Origin of the sequence: Mucilaginibacter sp. UYCu711 (assembly GCF_050433825.1) — a bacterium.
Taxonomy (GTDB): domain Bacteria; phylum Bacteroidota; class Bacteroidia; order Sphingobacteriales; family Sphingobacteriaceae; genus Mucilaginibacter.
In genome coordinates this window covers 563,552-579,042 of record NZ_JBNPWM010000001.1, presented here as the reverse complement: position 1 = coordinate 579,042, position 15,491 = coordinate 563,552, and the positions used below count along the sequence as shown (strand labels likewise).

The 15,491-nt window shown below is 41.3% G+C and carries 15 protein-coding genes and 2 tRNA genes; 8 read left to right on the top strand and 9 right to left on the bottom strand.

Annotated features, from left to right (window positions below; genetic code table 11):
* Positions 1-76: 76 nt before the first annotated feature.
* From trxB to ABIB50_RS02700, 3 genes are all read right to left on the bottom strand, one after another.
* On the bottom strand, positions 77-1,033 hold the full coding sequence (gene trxB, locus ABIB50_RS02710) for a thioredoxin-disulfide reductase (protein WP_429377053.1): 957 nt from the start codon (positions 1,031-1,033) through the stop codon (positions 77-79).
* Between the two features lie 309 nt (positions 1,034-1,342).
* The gene (locus ABIB50_RS02705; protein ID WP_429377051.1) at positions 1,343-2,218 is read right to left on the bottom strand and encodes an IS3 family transposase; all 876 of its coding nucleotides are present in this window, start codon (positions 2,216-2,218) and stop codon (positions 1,343-1,345) included.
* Positions 2,219-2,220: 2 nt separating this feature from the next.
* The gene (locus ABIB50_RS02700) at positions 2,221-2,526 is read right to left on the bottom strand and encodes a hypothetical protein (RefSeq protein ID WP_429377050.1); all 306 of its coding nucleotides are present in this window, start codon (positions 2,524-2,526) and stop codon (positions 2,221-2,223) included.
* A 90-nt stretch (positions 2,527-2,616) separates the two neighbouring features.
* On the opposite strand from ABIB50_RS02700, the gene ABIB50_RS02695 reads away from it, so the two are divergent.
* Both ABIB50_RS02695 and ABIB50_RS02690 read left to right on the top strand, forming a co-directional pair.
* Positions 2,617-3,858: a TCR/Tet family MFS transporter gene (locus tag ABIB50_RS02695; protein WP_429377458.1), complete on the top strand. Its 1,242-nt coding sequence runs from the start codon at positions 2,617-2,619 to the stop codon at positions 3,856-3,858.
* Between the two features lie 43 nt (positions 3,859-3,901).
* Positions 3,902-5,197, top strand: a complete 1,296-nt coding sequence (locus tag ABIB50_RS02690; RefSeq protein WP_429377049.1) for a TCR/Tet family MFS transporter — start codon at positions 3,902-3,904, stop codon at positions 5,195-5,197.
* On the opposite strand, the gene ABIB50_RS02685 is transcribed toward ABIB50_RS02690, so the two are convergent.
* Both ABIB50_RS02685 and ABIB50_RS02680 read right to left on the bottom strand, forming a co-directional pair.
* The gene (locus ABIB50_RS02685; protein WP_429377047.1) at positions 5,171-5,764 is read right to left on the bottom strand and encodes a DUF502 domain-containing protein; all 594 of its coding nucleotides are present in this window, start codon (positions 5,762-5,764) and stop codon (positions 5,171-5,173) included. The genes ABIB50_RS02690 and ABIB50_RS02685 overlap by 27 nt on opposite strands.
* Positions 5,765-5,778: 14 nt before the next feature.
* The gene (locus ABIB50_RS02680; protein WP_429377046.1) at positions 5,779-8,241 is read right to left on the bottom strand and encodes a bifunctional UDP-N-acetylmuramoyl-tripeptide:D-alanyl-D-alanine ligase/alanine racemase; all 2,463 of its coding nucleotides are present in this window, start codon (positions 8,239-8,241) and stop codon (positions 5,779-5,781) included.
* Positions 8,242-8,353: 112 nt separating this feature from the next.
* Between ABIB50_RS02680 and ABIB50_RS02675 the strand changes: the two genes are divergently transcribed.
* The 4 genes from ABIB50_RS02675 to ABIB50_RS02660 all read left to right on the top strand — a co-directional run bounded on the left by ABIB50_RS02675 (position 8,354) and on the right by ABIB50_RS02660 (position 9,820).
* Positions 8,354-8,968, top strand: coding sequence for a hypothetical protein (locus tag ABIB50_RS02675; protein WP_429377045.1), 615 nt, complete (start codon positions 8,354-8,356; stop codon positions 8,966-8,968).
* A gap of 52 nt (positions 8,969-9,020) precedes the next feature.
* A complete protein-coding gene (locus tag ABIB50_RS02670; RefSeq protein ID WP_429377043.1) occupies positions 9,021-9,500 on the top strand; it encodes a regulatory protein RecX in 480 nt (159 codons plus the stop codon).
* 113 nt (positions 9,501-9,613) lie between these two features.
* A tRNA-Gly gene (locus ABIB50_RS02665) sits at positions 9,614-9,686 on the top strand.
* Between the two features lie 49 nt (positions 9,687-9,735).
* Positions 9,736-9,820, top strand: a tRNA-Leu gene (locus tag ABIB50_RS02660).
* 196 nt (positions 9,821-10,016) lie between these two features.
* On the opposite strand, the gene ABIB50_RS02655 is transcribed toward ABIB50_RS02660, so the two are convergent.
* Together ABIB50_RS02655 and ABIB50_RS02650 are read right to left on the bottom strand one after the other, a co-directional pair.
* Positions 10,017-10,967, bottom strand: coding sequence for a slipin family protein (locus tag ABIB50_RS02655; protein WP_429377042.1), 951 nt, complete (start codon positions 10,965-10,967; stop codon positions 10,017-10,019).
* A gap of 1 nt (position 10,968) precedes the next feature.
* Positions 10,969-11,334, bottom strand: a complete 366-nt coding sequence (locus ABIB50_RS02650) for a GntR family transcriptional regulator (RefSeq protein WP_429377041.1) — start codon at positions 11,332-11,334, stop codon at positions 10,969-10,971.
* A 352-nt stretch (positions 11,335-11,686) separates the two neighbouring features.
* Here ABIB50_RS02650 and ABIB50_RS02645 point away from each other — a divergent pair, with 352 nt between their 5' ends.
* The gene (locus ABIB50_RS02645) at positions 11,687-12,373 is read left to right on the top strand and encodes an N-acyl amino acid synthase FeeM domain-containing protein (RefSeq protein WP_429377040.1); all 687 of its coding nucleotides are present in this window, start codon (positions 11,687-11,689) and stop codon (positions 12,371-12,373) included.
* A 43-nt stretch (positions 12,374-12,416) separates the two neighbouring features.
* On the opposite strand, the gene ABIB50_RS02640 is transcribed toward ABIB50_RS02645, so the two are convergent.
* Entirely contained in the window at positions 12,417-12,860 is a 444-nt protein-coding gene (locus ABIB50_RS02640) for a hypothetical protein (RefSeq protein ID WP_429377038.1), read from the bottom strand.
* 409 nt (positions 12,861-13,269) lie between these two features.
* Here ABIB50_RS02640 and ABIB50_RS02635 point away from each other — a divergent pair, with 409 nt between their 5' ends.
* Positions 13,270-14,514, top strand: coding sequence for a hypothetical protein (locus tag ABIB50_RS02635; protein WP_429377037.1), 1,245 nt, complete (start codon positions 13,270-13,272; stop codon positions 14,512-14,514).
* Positions 14,515-14,588: 74 nt separating this feature from the next.
* Here the strand turns inward: ABIB50_RS02635 and ABIB50_RS02630 are convergent, their stop codons facing one another.
* Complete coding sequence (locus ABIB50_RS02630) at positions 14,589-15,344, bottom strand: MBL fold metallo-hydrolase (protein ID WP_429377035.1); 756 nt, start codon at positions 15,342-15,344, stop codon at positions 14,589-14,591.
* Between the last annotated feature and the right edge of the window lie 147 nt (positions 15,345-15,491).

Below are 15,491 nucleotides of genomic sequence, written 5' to 3'. Positions count from 1 at the left end.
ACCTGGCATGTAAAAAAGATGCCACAAAAAAAGGCTGCCTGTATAGACAACCTTTATATTTTGCATTAAAGCTTAATTAAGCGGTTACTACGTGCTCTTTAGCGGCAAGGTAACGCTCGGCATCAATGGCGGCCATACAGCCTGTTCCTGCAGCTGTAACAGCCTGGCGGTAAATATGATCCTGCGCATCGCCGCAGCAAAACACACCTTCGATATTGGTTTGGGTTGAGCCGGGTTTGGTTTTAATGTAACCTGTTTCATCCATATCTATCCAGCCTTTAAATATTTCGGTATTTGGCGAGTGACCGATAGCCACAAAGAAGCCGGTAACGTCTAAAGTACGCAATTCGTTAGTTTTATTGTTGATTACCTGTACGGCGTTAACGCTTTGGCCGTCGCCTAATATCTCTTTGGTTTCGGTATTATATAATATTTCGATATTAGGGGTGTTCAGCACACGGTGCATCATCGCTTTTGATGCGCGAAACTCTTCGCGGCGTACGATCATGTAAACCTTATTAGTTAGCTTGGCAAGATAAGTCGCTTCTTCGGCAGCGGTATCACCGGCACCTACTATGGCAACATCCTGTCCTTTAAAGAAGAATCCATCACAAACCGCGCAGGCAGATACACCAAAGCCGCTGTATTTTTGCTCAGACTCCAGCCCTAACCATTTTGCCGAAGCGCCGGTTGATATGATAACCGTATCAGCCAGTATGGTTTTGTTTTCGTCTACCGTCACTTTATGCGGCAGGCTTGAAAAATCAACCGAACTTACATAGCCAAAACGGATATCGGTGCCTAAACGCTCGGCCTGCTGGCGGAAATCTTCCATCATTTCAGGACCCATAATCCCCTGCGGATAGCCGGGGAAGTTCTCTACATCCGTAGTTTGGGTAAGCTGGCCGCCGGCTAACATACCGGTATACATTACAGGTTTCAGATCAGCGCGCGAAGCGTATATAGCAGCAGTATATCCTGCCGGACCCGACCCAATGATCAGGCATTTTACATGTTCAATATTTTCAGACATCTATTTAAAAATGAAGCACAAAAATAGCATTAAAAGCGATGCCTGACAATAGCCATTAGTCAGTATATTGCCATTAGATTTGGCTTGGGGTGATCCACTTTAAAAAGTGGATCATGTGGATCGCACTTTTTGGGTAACTTACTGAAATTAAATATTTTAAGTTTTAGAGCGGATCATTTTGGATCACTCAGACCCTTTTCTTATCATAATGAATGATCTTGACCCGTCTTAAAAAAAGTTTACACTATTGATTATTAATACTACGTTGAATTTACACTTTTAATTTGGTACTGAAATAAGTTTACAGCTTTAGTTGTCCATTGCTACCTCCATTTCTTTTGCAGGGTAATAATTACGCCATCTGCGACGGATCGGGCCTGTCATTTGGTGTGCTGCATCGGGTGTAATCATATCCAAACTGCTATGTGGCCTTAAGCTATTATATATGATTATGGCTTGTTTTACACTCTGATAAGCCAGGCTAATACTGTCATAGGTTTCCTTTAGCAGTTCCATTTTAAGTATCCCGTTCACTCTTTCAGCTATGGCATTGTCACGCGGGTTCCCGCTCTGAGTCATACTGATAGCAATACCTTTTCTCTTTAATAACTGTGTATAAGCCTTACTGCAGTACTGTGTACCCCGGTCTGAATGATGGATTAATGGCTGATCGCTCAGCCGGGTAGCTAAAGCCATCCTCAACGCTTTCAGGCAGCTGTCCGTAGAAAGATCGTGGCTCAAACAAAAGCCAATGATCTTTCGGCTATAAGCATCCGTTATCAGGCTCAAATAAGCAAAGTCCTGGTTAACGCGGATATACGTAATGTCGCTTACCCAAAGCTGACCCGCACGTGTTACTACCAGCTCCTTTACCAGATCCGGGTACTTTCTGAACCGGTGACAGGAAAAAGTGGTGCGCGCGCGATACCGTTTTCTGCGTACCAGCAACCCGTTCTCCCTGAGCAATTCAAAGAAAGCATCACGGCCCATAGCCGGCTGCATCAACCCCAACAGCTTCCTTGTGCCCAGGCGGGGCTGCAATCTGCGGTGCTCCAATACTTGCTGGATAAGCTGTTCTTGCCGGAAGGTCCGCTTTTCTGTAGAACGATTATATTGATAATAAGCCTGTGAGCTATAACCAAGCAGTCCGCATAGCTCGCGTAATCCATGCGAGCGTTCTTGCATGCTTATTCCGACCGCCTGGTGCCAGACTTTTTTCTGATGTTGGCACCCAGCTCCTTATCTGCTATATCTATAATGTTATTCAGCAGCTCGTTCTTTAAACGCTCTTTACGCAACAGCGCCTTGAGCATCGCTACATCGTCAGGAAGATCTTCCTGAACCGGTTGTTCTTTGTAGGTTGATTTATGGCTTTTCACTATACGATACGTACGGCCGTATGATAACCCGTACTTCAACGCTAAGCTACGAAAAGTTAGCCCCAACGTTAAATGATCATGAATGATTTTTTCTTCTTTACTCTTGTTCATCATTTACACTTTAAATAGTGTAAACCTATTTTAGGACAAGTCATCTCCCCCAACAGTTAATTATTAATAAATTGATATTTACCATATACTTTTATTTATTTTGCGGCAATGAACCAACCCAGCAAATCAAAAAAACAAGCCGCTTTAGGTTTTATATTTATTACTCTTTTAATTGACGTAACCGGATTAGGTATCATCATCCCGGTTTTACCCAAGTTGATTGAAACGTTAATTCATGGCGATCTGAGCCAGGCATCGCGCTACGCGGGATTACTGACATTAGCCTATGCCGTTATGCAGTTTTTATTTGCACCGGTATTGGGCAATTTAAGCGATAAGTACGGCCGAAGGCCTGTATTATTAGGGTCATTGTTAGGATTTGGTATCGATTATATATTTATGGCTTTCGCCCCTTCTATCGGCTGGTTATTTTTAGGCCGCGCAATAGCCGGTGTTACCGGAGCCAGTTTTACTACGGCATCAGCCTACATTGCAGATGTGAGCACGCCCGAAAAGCGCGCGCAAAACTTTGGTATGATAGGCGTAGCATTTGGCATCGGCTTTATAGTGGGGCCTGTTATTGGCGGCATATTAGGAAAATACAACACCCACCTTCCCTTTTTAGCGGCTGCCGGGTTGGCTTTGTTAAATGCACTTTACGGTTATTTTGTATTGCCCGAGTCGTTAGATAAAGCACACCGCCGGCCTTTTGATCTTAAACGCGCCAACCCCCTGGGTTCATTATTACAATTAAATAAATACCCGGCTGTTTTAGGTTTAGCAGCATCATTGTTTTTGATCTACTTTGCCGCGCAGTCTGTCCAAAGCGTATGGACGTTCTATACCATGTCCAAATTCCACTGGAACGAGGCTTGGGTGGGCTATTCGTTAGGATTTGTAGGATTAACAGTGGCGTTGGTGCAGGGCGGATTGATTCGCATTGCGATACCTAAATTGGGTAACCATCGCAGTATCTGGGTTGGCCTGTTATTTTATGCAGCCGGTTTAATTTTGTTTGCATTTGCTACCAAAGGCTGGATGATGTTTGCTTTTATGATACCTTATGCCTTAGGCGGTATTGCCGGCCCTGCACTACAAGGCACCATAACCGAACAGGTACCGGCTAATGAGCAGGGCGAATTACAAGGCGCGCTTACCAGCCTGGCCAGCCTGAGCTCTATATTCGGGCCATGGATAATGACTTATCTTTTTTACACCTTCACCAGGCCCGGCGCACCTGTTATTTTACCCGGCGCTCCTTTTATTTTAGGTTCGATATTGATGTTACTGAGCGCTTTATTAGCAGTAAGAAGTTTTAAAAGAAACACAAATTAAGTTTTGTGGTTATACTGACTGCTAAGTTCACATTTAACTATATATGGCCGAAGAGCTTCCTCCTATAAAAAAGATCACCAAGAAGGCAACCCACCCCAAACGGTCGGCGGCATTAGGTTTTATATTTATCACTATTTTTATTGATGTACTGGGCCTGGGTATAATTTTACCGGTTATGCCTAAGCTTTTGCAAACGCTCGGGCATTTTGATATCAGTACCGCATCAAAATACAATGGCTGGCTTACGCTTATCTATGCCACCATGCAGTTGGTGTTCGCCTCTATAATGGGTAGCTTGAGTGACAGGTACGGCCGCAGGCCGGTATTATTAATATCCTTATTTGGCTTTAGTATTGATTATGTATTTATGGCCTTCGCGCCGTCAATAGCCTGGTTATTTGTCGGGCGGTTTATAGCCGGTATAACCGGCGCCAGTACAGCTACTGCTACGGCTTATATAGCCGACATAAGCACCGGCCATAAACGCGATGCTAATTTTGGTTTAGTTGGCGCGGCATCAGGTATAGGGTTAATTTTGGGGGTTGGCTTAGGCGGATGGTTGGGCGAGCTGGATATAAAATTTCCATTTATGGCCGCGGCGGGCTTTGCTGCTTTAAATGGATTTTATGGTTTATTTGTGTTGCCCGAATCATTAAAGCCGGAACATCGCCGTAAATTTGACTGGAAACGCGCTAATCCGCTGGGCTCTTTAATCAGAGTATTCACCAAGCACTCTGGGTTAGCGGGGTTGATAGGCGCTATATTATTGGTTTACACAGCTCAAAAAGCTGTTGAGTATATGCTGTCGTTCTTTTTGTATGAAAAATTCAACTGGTCTATGCACAGTGTAAGCTTACTAGCGCTTTTTATCGGTGGATTATTATTTACCATACAGGCCGGTTTAATACGGTATACGATCCCCAAATTTGGCCAGCAAAAAAACATCATTGCGGGCATTATATTTTACGCCGTAGGGTTAACACTGATAGCTTTTGTCAGCCAGGGATGGATGGTATATTTATTTATGGTGCCTTATTGCCTTGGGGGCATCTCCGGCCCGGCACTGCAGGGCTTTGCTACAAACAAGGTAGCTAAAAACGAGCAGGGCGAACTACAGGGCGCTATCACCATAATTAACAGCATAAGTGTAATTATAGGCCCGGCTATATTCTCGTTCCTGTTTTCTCATTATACGGATAAACATTCGGGGATCTATTTTCCGGGCTCGCCGTTTTTACTGGCGGCTATATTGATGATCATAAGCACGTTTTTGGCTATCAGAAGTTTCAGGAACCCTGTTAAGAAAGATAGGTCAGTCAAGCCCGCTCACACCGCCTGATATTACAAACTTCATCATATCGGCAGCGTTACGGTCAATAGGTTTTACTTTATCTGCAGGGATGATAACCACCTGCCCTGCAAACGAATAAGAGTATGGGAAGTAAACGGCCACTTCGCCCGGCAGGCCCAGCTTAGCCAGGTCCTTTTGCACCAGGAAACCAATTTTTTTCAAGCCAAATTCATTCACCTCAACAATAACTGCTTCGTTAAATTTCTTTTCGTCGCCTACAAAGGCTTCGGTAAGATCTTTTATTGATGAGTACAGAAAGTTAAAAAAAGGCAACCGGTTAATCCAGCGTTTAAACCAACGTTTTATGGGGTCGGTTATTACGTTGGTTACCAATATACCGGCAATCATAATTATCACCACTACGTTTACAATCCCCAGGCCGGGGATGTGCATTGGCCTGCCCCGGTTATCCCGCCATAAAAAGTCACTTAAATTTAATGCGGCATCGGCTGTTGAAACTGCCCAAAACATTAAAAAAGCGGCCGCACCTATGGGTACAACTACAATAAGCCCTTTAAAAAAGTAATTTAATAATGCCCTGGCTATCTTACTCATCTGATCTGCAATTTCTACTCGTAAAAGTACACCCTTTTTACGCGTTGAGAGATATTAGTTAAAATTTCATACGGAATCGTTCCTATTTGGGTTGCCAATTCTTCTATCCTGTGCTGTTCATTAAATACAATTACCTCGTCCCCTTCTTTGGCATCCACCCCGCTTACATCAATCATACACATATCCATAGATACATTGCCTATGGTGGGCACTAAAACGCCTTTTATCAGCATATTACCAACGCCGTTACCAAAGGCACGCAGATAGCCATCGGCATAACCAATGCGTACTGTTGCAATTGCCCCGTCTTTAAGCATCACACCTTTGCGTCCGTAGCCCACTGTTTCGCCGGCGGCTATTTTTTTTACCTGCGATATGCTGGTTTTTAAACTTGTTATTGGCTGCAAACTGGTATCAATTGGGTCGACAGCGGCATCAATGCCATATAAGCCTATGCCCAACCGCACCATATCAAACTGCGCGTTTGGCCAGCGGGTTATGCCCGATGTGTTTAACAAATGTTTAATAACTTTATAACCCAGGCATTCTTCTAACTCTTGCGTGGCTTTTTCAAACCGGCTGAGCTGTTCTTTAGTAAAATCGTCATGCGCGGCCGCTTCGCTGGCCGCTAAGTGCGAAAAGATGGATACGATGCGCAGGTATTTATTCTCTTCCAGCAGTTCGCGTAATAGGTCAATATCAAAAGGCACAAAACCTAACCGATGCATACCGGTATCTATCTTAAGATGTGCCGGGTAGTTTAAAACACCGTGTTGCTGTACGTATTTTATAAAATCATCAAACAAACCAAAGCTGTACAATACCGGCTCAAGCTTAAACTCTATTAACTTATCAAAGGCAGATTGCTCGGCATTTAAAACCATAATGGGCATGTTTATACCCGCCTGGCGCAGGGATATCCCCTCATCAGTATAAGCCACCGCCAAATAATCAACCTTGTTATATTGCAGCATATTAGCCAGCTCGAAAGTGCCGCTACCATAGCTAAAAGCCTTCACCATAGCCATTAATTTTACGCCGGGCTTTAGCTTAGCTTTGTAATAGTTTAAATTATTCAACATGGCGTTTAGGTTGATCTCCATCACCGTTTCATGCGTTTTTTGCACCAGTGCCCGGCTTACCCGCTCAAACTCAAAACTGCGCGAACCTTTGATCAGGATCGTCTCGCTTTTAAAGCCTAATGTTAGCAGGTTGTTTAACAGTTCGGTGGTATCCGTATAAAAATAGGTCTCGGGCAGGTCGAAATAAGCTGCACGTGCCAGCAAGGCCTCGCCTACACCAATAAACTTGTCTACTTTTTTTGATTTGATCAGCTCTGCCACCTGTTTATATAAAACATCGTCAGGTAAACCCGACTGGAAAATATCCGACAATACCAGTGTTTTTTTACTATGCTGATTTTGCTGATTCAAAAAATTAAGCGCTATCTCCAGCGATTGCAGATCAGAATTATAGCTATCATCAATTACCGAGCAATCATTGATCCCTGTTTTAAGCTCCAGCCGCATACTTACCGGGTTAAGGTGCTCCAAACGGTCATCAGCTTCGCCGGCCGAATAGCCAATGGCTAATAATGTGGCCCAGCATACGATAGCGTTTTCTACGGATGCCTGGTCAAGGAACGGGATCAGGCATTCTATTTCATCACCCTTGTATCTTGCACGCAGGTAATAATTTTTTTTGATGATGGTCTCGCTAAAAACATACAGGTCCGCCTGGTTAAAATTGCGGCTCCAGGTAAATGTGGTTGTGGCAGGTATATCGGCTTTATAAGCAACCAGCTGGTCGTAGTTATGGATAAGCAGCGTACAGTGTTTAAACAGTTTCAGTTTCTCTAATACCTTTTCGCGGTCATTTTCAAAACCTTCGGCATGGGCGCTGCCTAAATGGGTAAGCACGCCTACATTGGGTTTGATGATGGCTTCAAGCGTATCCATTTCGCCCGGTAATGAGATTCCTGCTTCAAAGATCCCTAAATTGGCCCTGTCAGTAATTTGCCATACCGATAACGGCACCCCAATTTGCGAGTTATAGCTTTTAGGGTTACGCACTATTATTTTATCGGCAGACATGAGTTGGTACAGCCATTCTTTAACGATGGTTTTACCGTTACTGCCTGTAATACCTATCACATCCAGATTAAAGCGGCTACGGTGATGTATGGCCAACGTTTGCAAGGCGGCCAATACATCAATCACAATTAAAAAATTAGCGTCAGGGAGCTTAATTTCGGGGCCTTCTTTAACAACAAAATTGCGCACCCCTGCCGAATAGGCTTCGGCTATGAACTCATGGCCGTTGCGCCTGCCGCTTAAGGCAAAAAACAAGCCCTCTGCCGCGTTATTTATGCGCCGGCTATCCGTAAGCAGTATGCTTATAATATCTTCTTTTACGATCTCGCCTTCGGCGCCGATGATCTCCCTGACTTCGGCTATTGAATATTGATTACTGAGCATTATGGCACTAATTTGCTAATAATTTAGTCGAATAACATATAAATCGGGAATTTGATTTTGAACTGATATTTTATCCTAATTATCCTTACATTTATTAAGCCTTATCTCTAATATGTTAAAATCATTATTAACCTTCGTGTTCATCGCTGGCTGTAAATTAGCTTTATGTCAGACTGCGGAAGACTTCAATAAGGGAACTTTTACGCTGTTTCCTCATTATAAAGAAGATGTAGAATATTTTGCCAATATTATTCCTGATTCTACTTATTTATATTGGCAATGCGTTTATAACCCAGGTCCTTATTTCCATCAAGCAAAAGAACAAATAGTTTTTGAAAAGGGAGATCCAAAGTATACAAAGCTTATAAAGAAATCTAAAAGTGGCAATGGCTTTATGGTAAGCTGTCCACCGGGTTTTTGCTCATATTACATTATTGCCATTAGGCCTGATAAAACAATTTTACAAGTAAATAACTCACAAAAATTTAAAACCTTTTTAGGTAAAATAGATAATCTTGATGAAGTACGGCTTGCGGTACGAGACCAGCATTATACCATACATAATAATTCAATGAAATCGGGTTCATATCAAGAGCGCCAAGACTACTATTTACTTTATTTGGGTGATTGGGAAAGTGATATGATAAGCGATATGAAAACATCTACAAAAGCAATACTAACTAAAAGCGGAGATTTCAAGATACTTGAGAGTACCAGCTATAAATAATCAAGTAATCATTGCCTATCTAATACTTATGCCATAAGTTTGAGTGATTGATATGGACAATACCAAAACTAAAATAACCGACCCTAAAGTTGCACTTGCGAAGGCAGAGCATTATTGCGCCTACCAGGAGCGATCGCAGCAAGAAGTTAGGGATAAGTTGTATGAAATGGGGTTATGGCCAGAAGCGGTGGAAAATATCATTTCTGAATTAGTAACCGCCGGCTTTGTAAACGAGGAACGGTTTGCAAAAGCTTATGCCCAGGGCAAGTTCAGGCAAAAAGCCTGGGGCAAGATCAAAATAAAACAGGGCCTTAAGCTTAAAAAAGTACCGGATGTATTGATAAAAAAAGCGTTATTATTGATTGATAGCGATGCTTACATCAATTCGTTAACCCATATTTTGACTAAAAAAGCGGCCCTGGTAAAAGAAAAAAATGATTTTAAGCGCCGCTATAAGCTGCAACAATACGCAATGAGCCGCGGATTTGAGCCTGATTTGATCTTAGATGTTTTGAAAAACAGCGACTTATAAAACGCATTAAAAAAAATGAAAATTTTCCTTGCAGAACATTCAATTCTGTCTATATTTGCACTCCCGCAAACGAGATAGGCACACGGCTAACTCCAAGCGGAAAAATAACCAACGCGAAAGTAGCTCAGTTGGTAGAGCACGACCTTGCCAAGGTCGGGGTCGCGAGTTCGAATCTCGTCTTTCGCTCAAATCCCTTTCACAAGAAGGGATTTATTGTTAAAAGGTTTATACACCTGCTCAGATGGTGGAACTGGTAGACACGCAGGACTTAAAATCCTGTTCCCGTTAAAGGAGTGCGGGTTCGATTCCCGCTCTGAGTACATCTAAAAGAATCGAACAAAAAGAGCCTGGTATGAAAATATCAGGCTCTTTTGTTTTCGAATAATTTTAAATTTGCTGCCTGTCAAGAACATAGGCATCAAAACGGCGAATATTATATACAGCCACAAGCTGGCGGAACCGTTACTATAGATAAAATTACGTTCGACGCGTCTGCACAAACTGATAATTTAATCATTATACTTTCTTGCCTGGCTTAGGTTTCTTTTCAGGTTCAATAACCCGTTCAGGTTGATGCGTCTGTTGTGGCTCATTTGATTTTGCTAATGAGATCAACCCTCCCATCGCTCCCAGGTTCATTGAATCTAACGCCGAACTTGGCACAATAACCATAGATCCTTTTTCTTTTAGACCTTCAAACAGCATATTCATTCCTCTTAGGTGCAAGGCTACCGGGTTATTCACATATTGCAGGCTTGCCTCCGCAAACTTTTCAGCAATTTCTGTTTCTGCAGTTCCAAGTATCACCCTTGCCCTGCGTTCTCTTTCAGCCTGGGCCTCCTTGCTCATTGCGTCGGCTAATAATTGCGGAATAACTATATCTTTAATACCTACGTTCTGGCAGGTTATCCCCCAGGGGTTGGTATGCTCGTCTAATATCCTTTGCAGTAGGTCCGTCACCTTATCCCGTTCCTGTAGCAGCTCTGCCAGTTCATGTTTCCCTATTACATCCCTTAATCCTGTTTGTGCGATATAGGCAATGGCCATTTCATAATCCTGAACTTCTAAAGCTGCTTTTTCAACATCCCATACCGTCCAGTAAACAACGGCATCAACATTTACCGGCACCGTATCTTTTGTGAGCGTTTGCTCAGCTTTAAACTCTGTAACCCTAACCCGCTGATCGATGTAATTATCTACTTTATCAATAATAGGGATTGTAAAAAATATACCGGGCCCGCGCAGACCAGTGTATTTACCCATGCGCAAAACAATAGCTTTTTCCCACTGATCGGCTATATGTACCGAACCGGCAATAAATAAGGAAACCACTATTAGTAAAACTATAACAACCCCATTTATATATGCGGCACAGTAAGCAGCAACGGATGCCCCTATTAATACAAGAGCAATTACCCCTGCAATTGGATTAACCCCCAGCTTGGTATTTTTTTTTGTAATTATCATATCATTGTTTTTTAAGTTGATTTATAATGTCGTCTGTTGAAAAACCGTAACTAAATGCAATTGCCGAAAACTCGTTACAGATGTCTTTTAATTTGGCACCCCTCTCCCGGTCAGAGATCTGAATTTTTATTTCACTTATAAATGTGCCTGTCCCCTGCTGTGTTTCTAACACCCGTTGAATTTCCAGCTCTTTATATGCTTTGGCTACTGTGTTCAGATTTACTTTCAAATCCACAGCCAGCGAACGCACAGTGGGTAATTGTTCGCCCGTTTTAAGATTTCCGGCAGCTATCCCGAAGGTGATCTGATCAATTATCTGCCGGTAAAATGGAGTTCCTGTTTTAGGATCTAATTTAAAGTTGATCATGCCGATATACTATTGTACTATACATATAGTACAATAGTATAAAACATTCTTTGAATCACCAAATTTTTCTTTATTTTTTTAGGATTAAACACAATGATTCTTGCATCATTCATCAAAATATCTCATAAATAAAATATAGATTAATATAATTTAGTTCAACTTAATTATAACTTAAAATTAACTTAAGTATAACTTAATTGTTACACGGCGTTCATTGTAACGACTTACTTATATTTATATTTTAGCGCTGATATTGAACGAGTTACTTCTAACATGAAGGATTATTCCCACAAAGATGTTACTTTACAATATTATGCCAGCCCCCATTACTTACATAATATAAAGCCGTTAAATGAATAATAATTACGTATTAAATCCTTGCGAAACAGAAAAAGAAATATCAGATGCCATTAAATTAAGATACATCGCCTATAGGAATGTAGATGCCATCGATGTAAATGAAGAGAAAACATTCAAAGACAAGTATGATCTGCTAAATAACTCAAAAACCTGCCTGATATATGAACAAGGTGCTGCTGTTGCATCAATAAGAGCATGTGTTTACAGTAAGGAGCATAATTTTATGCATATACCCGCTTTTGAAGTTTATAAGGAGGAGATTGAAAAAGAGATCGGGTTGGATAAGGTGATTATCGAAGCAAACCGTTTTGTTATAGATCCTGCAAAAGTTGACTCAAAACATTTGTTTAAGATTCCGTTCAGGTTTATTATGCTTAATATATTAAAATTCAGTAGCGATAATATTATAACAGCAGGTCGTCCTAAACATGTGCCATTATACCGGCGGTTTCTTGGGCTGGAACCTATATCTGAGCCTAAAAAATATCCTGGTATAAATGTAGAAATGATAATTATGGTGGGAGAATGCAAGCCTCTTCTTAAGTTAGTTATGGAAAGAGAGGAAATTTACAGGTTTACAGATGAGGAAGTGGATAATTATAAGTTCACGCCCACCATGCGTAAATTACCCGAGGGCATACAAATAGAGCCTAATAAGCAGCAAAAAAGTATTTTATAAAAGTTGCTGCAAAATTTCCAGGAAGAAATTAAAAGCTATACGCCTATTTATTTATAGTGTAAGTGCTGCTCCAATTACCGCTAATACCGCTGTATGTATATAATGCGGTGTTTGTAGCATCAAAAATTTCAGCTTTCATAGCTTTAACGCCATCAGGGCAAACAGCTATCCTAATTGCTAAACCAGGGGCCGGGGTATATTTAAGCTGCCCTACCCCCTGCTCATTAAACAAAAATGGTATAGTTACATCGCCTATGGTGGCTATTGCATTGCAATCGATACACGTAACTTTAATTACTGCAGTGCCTTTTGTTCCGTTGTACCAGTCGTAATTATTTACAGGAGCAACTTGAGAAGTAGCGATATTTTTGTTTAATGAATCAACTTTAGTGGTGCCTGTATTGCTTTTTGAAGATGTGGGCGCTATGTTAGCCTTTAAACAGCCGGTTAATAACAAGGATACTAAAATTATATATATCGCCTTCATGGTTGGGTTCTGGCGTCATGTAATACACAACACCGCATACCATTTAACAAAAAGCAATCCAACCAAATACTTGGTAAGCAGGGCTAAAACAGGCAGAAGTTTGGGGCGACTTTTACGCACAATGCGAAAAAATTTCCCATTATAGGGCGGGACTTTATTTGGTGATATATTGTCGGCTAATGTAGTTTGGCTGATCGGCCTATCTTCCTTATTTTGAAATAAACGACTTTGGTTAACCAGGATTAAAAAAACAAATCACTGATATATGATAAAACACATTTCTGTTACGTAAAAACTATTTTTTATTAATTACTTTGAAATACAAAGTACTTTTATATATCTTTATACAGAAATACTTATACCCATACTTTAATCTCTACTAAGATCATTCAATTTAAAGTTCAAACTCATGAAAGAAGAAATAATTAACCATCTAAACGACCCCAAAGCGCTCGAAAAACTATACCGAACCAACAAAGTTCAATTTAAGCGAGAGTTCAGTTCGGCCTATCCCGGGCTTAGGGGCAACACGCTTGCAGATTTTTGGAATGAAAGGCTGAATTACGAAGCAGATGAGATCAACTGGGGTACAAGTAAAGAATTAGTGCTGCTGATAATTGCTTCGCTCCTGGCAGGTGTTATTGCCAAGCTACCGCACATATTTACAATAAGCGAGGACTTTTTCTATCCACGGAATATCGGCTTTGTAATCTTCCCTATTTTGTCGGTTTACTTCGCCTGGAAGAATAAGTTATCTATCGGCAAAATAGTTTTTATTGCAGGCATATCCCTTGCGGGATTAATCTTCATCAATTCTTTACCTGACGTTAAGCACAGCGATACATTGGTTTTATCATGTATTCATTTGGTCTTGCTATTATGGTCGGTATTAGGATTTGCTTTTGTGGGCGGGCCTGAAAATAACGAGCCAAAGCGGCTTGGTTTTTTAAAGTATAACGGCGACCTGGTGGTAATGACCGCCCTTATCCTGATAGCCGGCGCAATAATGAGTGCTATAACCGTCGGGCTTTTTTCGCTCATAGGTTTTCATATCGAACAGTTTTATTTCAAAAATGTAGCCATTTTTGGGCTTGCCGCCGCTCCTGTTGTAGGCACTTACCTTACGCAAACCAATCCCCAGTTAGTGGGCAAAGTTTCGCCGGTAATTGCTAAACTGTTCAGCCCGCTGGTATTGGTAATGTTAGTGATTTATCTTATCGCGATGGCTTATTCTGCCAAAAACCCTTATAACGACCGCGAGTTCTTAATGATCTTTAATGCGTTGTTAATCGGCGTTATGGCTATTATCTTCTTTTCTGTTGCCGAAACAGCCAGGGCCGCTAAAAGTAACATACAGCTATGGATACTTTTCCTGCTGTCGGTGGTAACTATAGTAGTTAATGGTATAGCGTTGTCTGCTATTTTGTTCCGGATTTCTGAATGGGGATTTACCCCAAACCGCACCGCAATTTTGGGCAGCAATGTCTTAATTTTAATAAACCTGGTTTTAGTAACCATGCGAATTTTCAGGGTGGTTTCTAAAAAAGCAGAAATAACTGCTGTTGGAAACGTAATTGCTTTTTACCTGCCAATTTACTTTATATGGACTATCATCGTAACCTTTATATTTCCGTTGATATTTTGGTTTAAATAAAAAATCATCCAATCAATACAAAAGCCTCTCGACGTTAACTGTGAGAGGCTTTCTTGTTTAATGGGGTCGGGCTTTTATTTAGCAGCCGGATACCATTCTCTCAACCTCACCTCAATATTTTTATCGCCGGCATTAACCAGGCTTTTAAACTCTGTTACATTTTGCCCGCGGTAATGATACGGATAAACCACTTTCGGTTTAAATGCCAGTACACCACTTGCAGCAGTTTTAACATCCATAGTGTACGGCAGGTTCATACAAACAAAGGCGATATCAATCCCTTTTAACGAGCGCATTTCGGGGATATCAGCTGTATCGCCTGATATATAAACAGTTTTGCCGCCTATAGTTAAAACATAGCCATTACCCCTGCCTTTTGTGTGCATGGCAGTTGGCGATTCGGGCAAATTATACATCGGTATAGCAGTTATTTCAACACCTAATTGCGTACTTGTTTGTCCGTTATTTAATATTACCAGTTTAGATTTATCAGTTGTCGCCGGTAGCTTGTCGGCTACAGCCTGTGGTACAACTAATATAGCATGGTTTGTATTTACAGCATCAATTGTTTTTGGATCAAGGTGGTCGCCATGAATATCGGTTATAAGGATCATATCAGGCGCTGCAAGGCCTTTAAATGCGTCGGCACCTCCGGTTGGATCCACATAAATATTTTTGCCCTGGTAGCTTAATACCAGCGTAGCGTGGGTTATGGGTTGGATGGTTAGTTCGCCGCCTTTAACTTTTTCGTGATCGGCTACAGGGCGTTGCGCGTTGGCAGACAGTATGCCAAGTGATGCAATTAATGTGAGGATGAATTTGAATTTCATGGTTTTGTTGTGTTTGGTTTTTATTTAAACTGTAAACTAAGTTTCAATGTTTTTATATACTGGTATTTTTAGCAGAACGTTGCCCGCCTTTGTAAAAACAATGTTATCCGACTGCAATTATAGTTTTAAATCTTTACTTTTCAATCA

What these genes read in the sequence shown, in the direction of transcription:
- trxB (WP_429377053.1), bottom strand. Translation starts at nt 1,033, where the DNA reads ATGTCTGAAAATATTGAACATGTAAAATGCCTGATCATTGGGTCGGGT.
- ABIB50_RS02705 (WP_429377051.1), bottom strand. Translation starts at nt 2,218, where the DNA reads ATGCAAGAACGCTCGCATGGATTACGCGAGCTATGCGGACTGCTTGGT.
- ABIB50_RS02700 (WP_429377050.1), bottom strand. Translation starts at nt 2,526, where the DNA reads ATGATGAACAAGAGTAAAGAAGAAAAAATCATTCATGATCATTTAACG.
- ABIB50_RS02690 (WP_429377049.1), top strand. Translation starts at nt 3,902, where the DNA reads ATGGCCGAAGAGCTTCCTCCTATAAAAAAGATCACCAAGAAGGCAACC.
- ABIB50_RS02685 (WP_429377047.1), bottom strand. Translation starts at nt 5,764, where the DNA reads ATGAGTAAGATAGCCAGGGCATTATTAAATTACTTTTTTAAAGGGCTT.
- ABIB50_RS02680 (WP_429377046.1), bottom strand. Translation starts at nt 8,241, where the DNA reads ATGCTCAGTAATCAATATTCAATAGCCGAAGTCAGGGAGATCATCGGC.
- ABIB50_RS02675 (WP_429377045.1), top strand. Translation starts at nt 8,354, where the DNA reads ATGTTAAAATCATTATTAACCTTCGTGTTCATCGCTGGCTGTAAATTA.
- ABIB50_RS02670 (WP_429377043.1), top strand. Translation starts at nt 9,021, where the DNA reads ATGGACAATACCAAAACTAAAATAACCGACCCTAAAGTTGCACTTGCG.
- ABIB50_RS02655 (WP_429377042.1), bottom strand. Translation starts at nt 10,967, where the DNA reads ATGATAATTACAAAAAAAAATACCAAGCTGGGGGTTAATCCAATTGCA.
- ABIB50_RS02650 (WP_429377041.1), bottom strand. Translation starts at nt 11,334, where the DNA reads ATGATCAACTTTAAATTAGATCCTAAAACAGGAACTCCATTTTACCGG.
- ABIB50_RS02645 (WP_429377040.1), top strand. Translation starts at nt 11,687, where the DNA reads ATGAATAATAATTACGTATTAAATCCTTGCGAAACAGAAAAAGAAATA.
- ABIB50_RS02640 (WP_429377038.1), bottom strand. Translation starts at nt 12,860, where the DNA reads ATGAAGGCGATATATATAATTTTAGTATCCTTGTTATTAACCGGCTGT.
- ABIB50_RS02635 (WP_429377037.1), top strand. Translation starts at nt 13,270, where the DNA reads ATGAAAGAAGAAATAATTAACCATCTAAACGACCCCAAAGCGCTCGAA.
- ABIB50_RS02630 (WP_429377035.1), bottom strand. Translation starts at nt 15,344, where the DNA reads ATGAAATTCAAATTCATCCTCACATTAATTGCATCACTTGGCATACTG.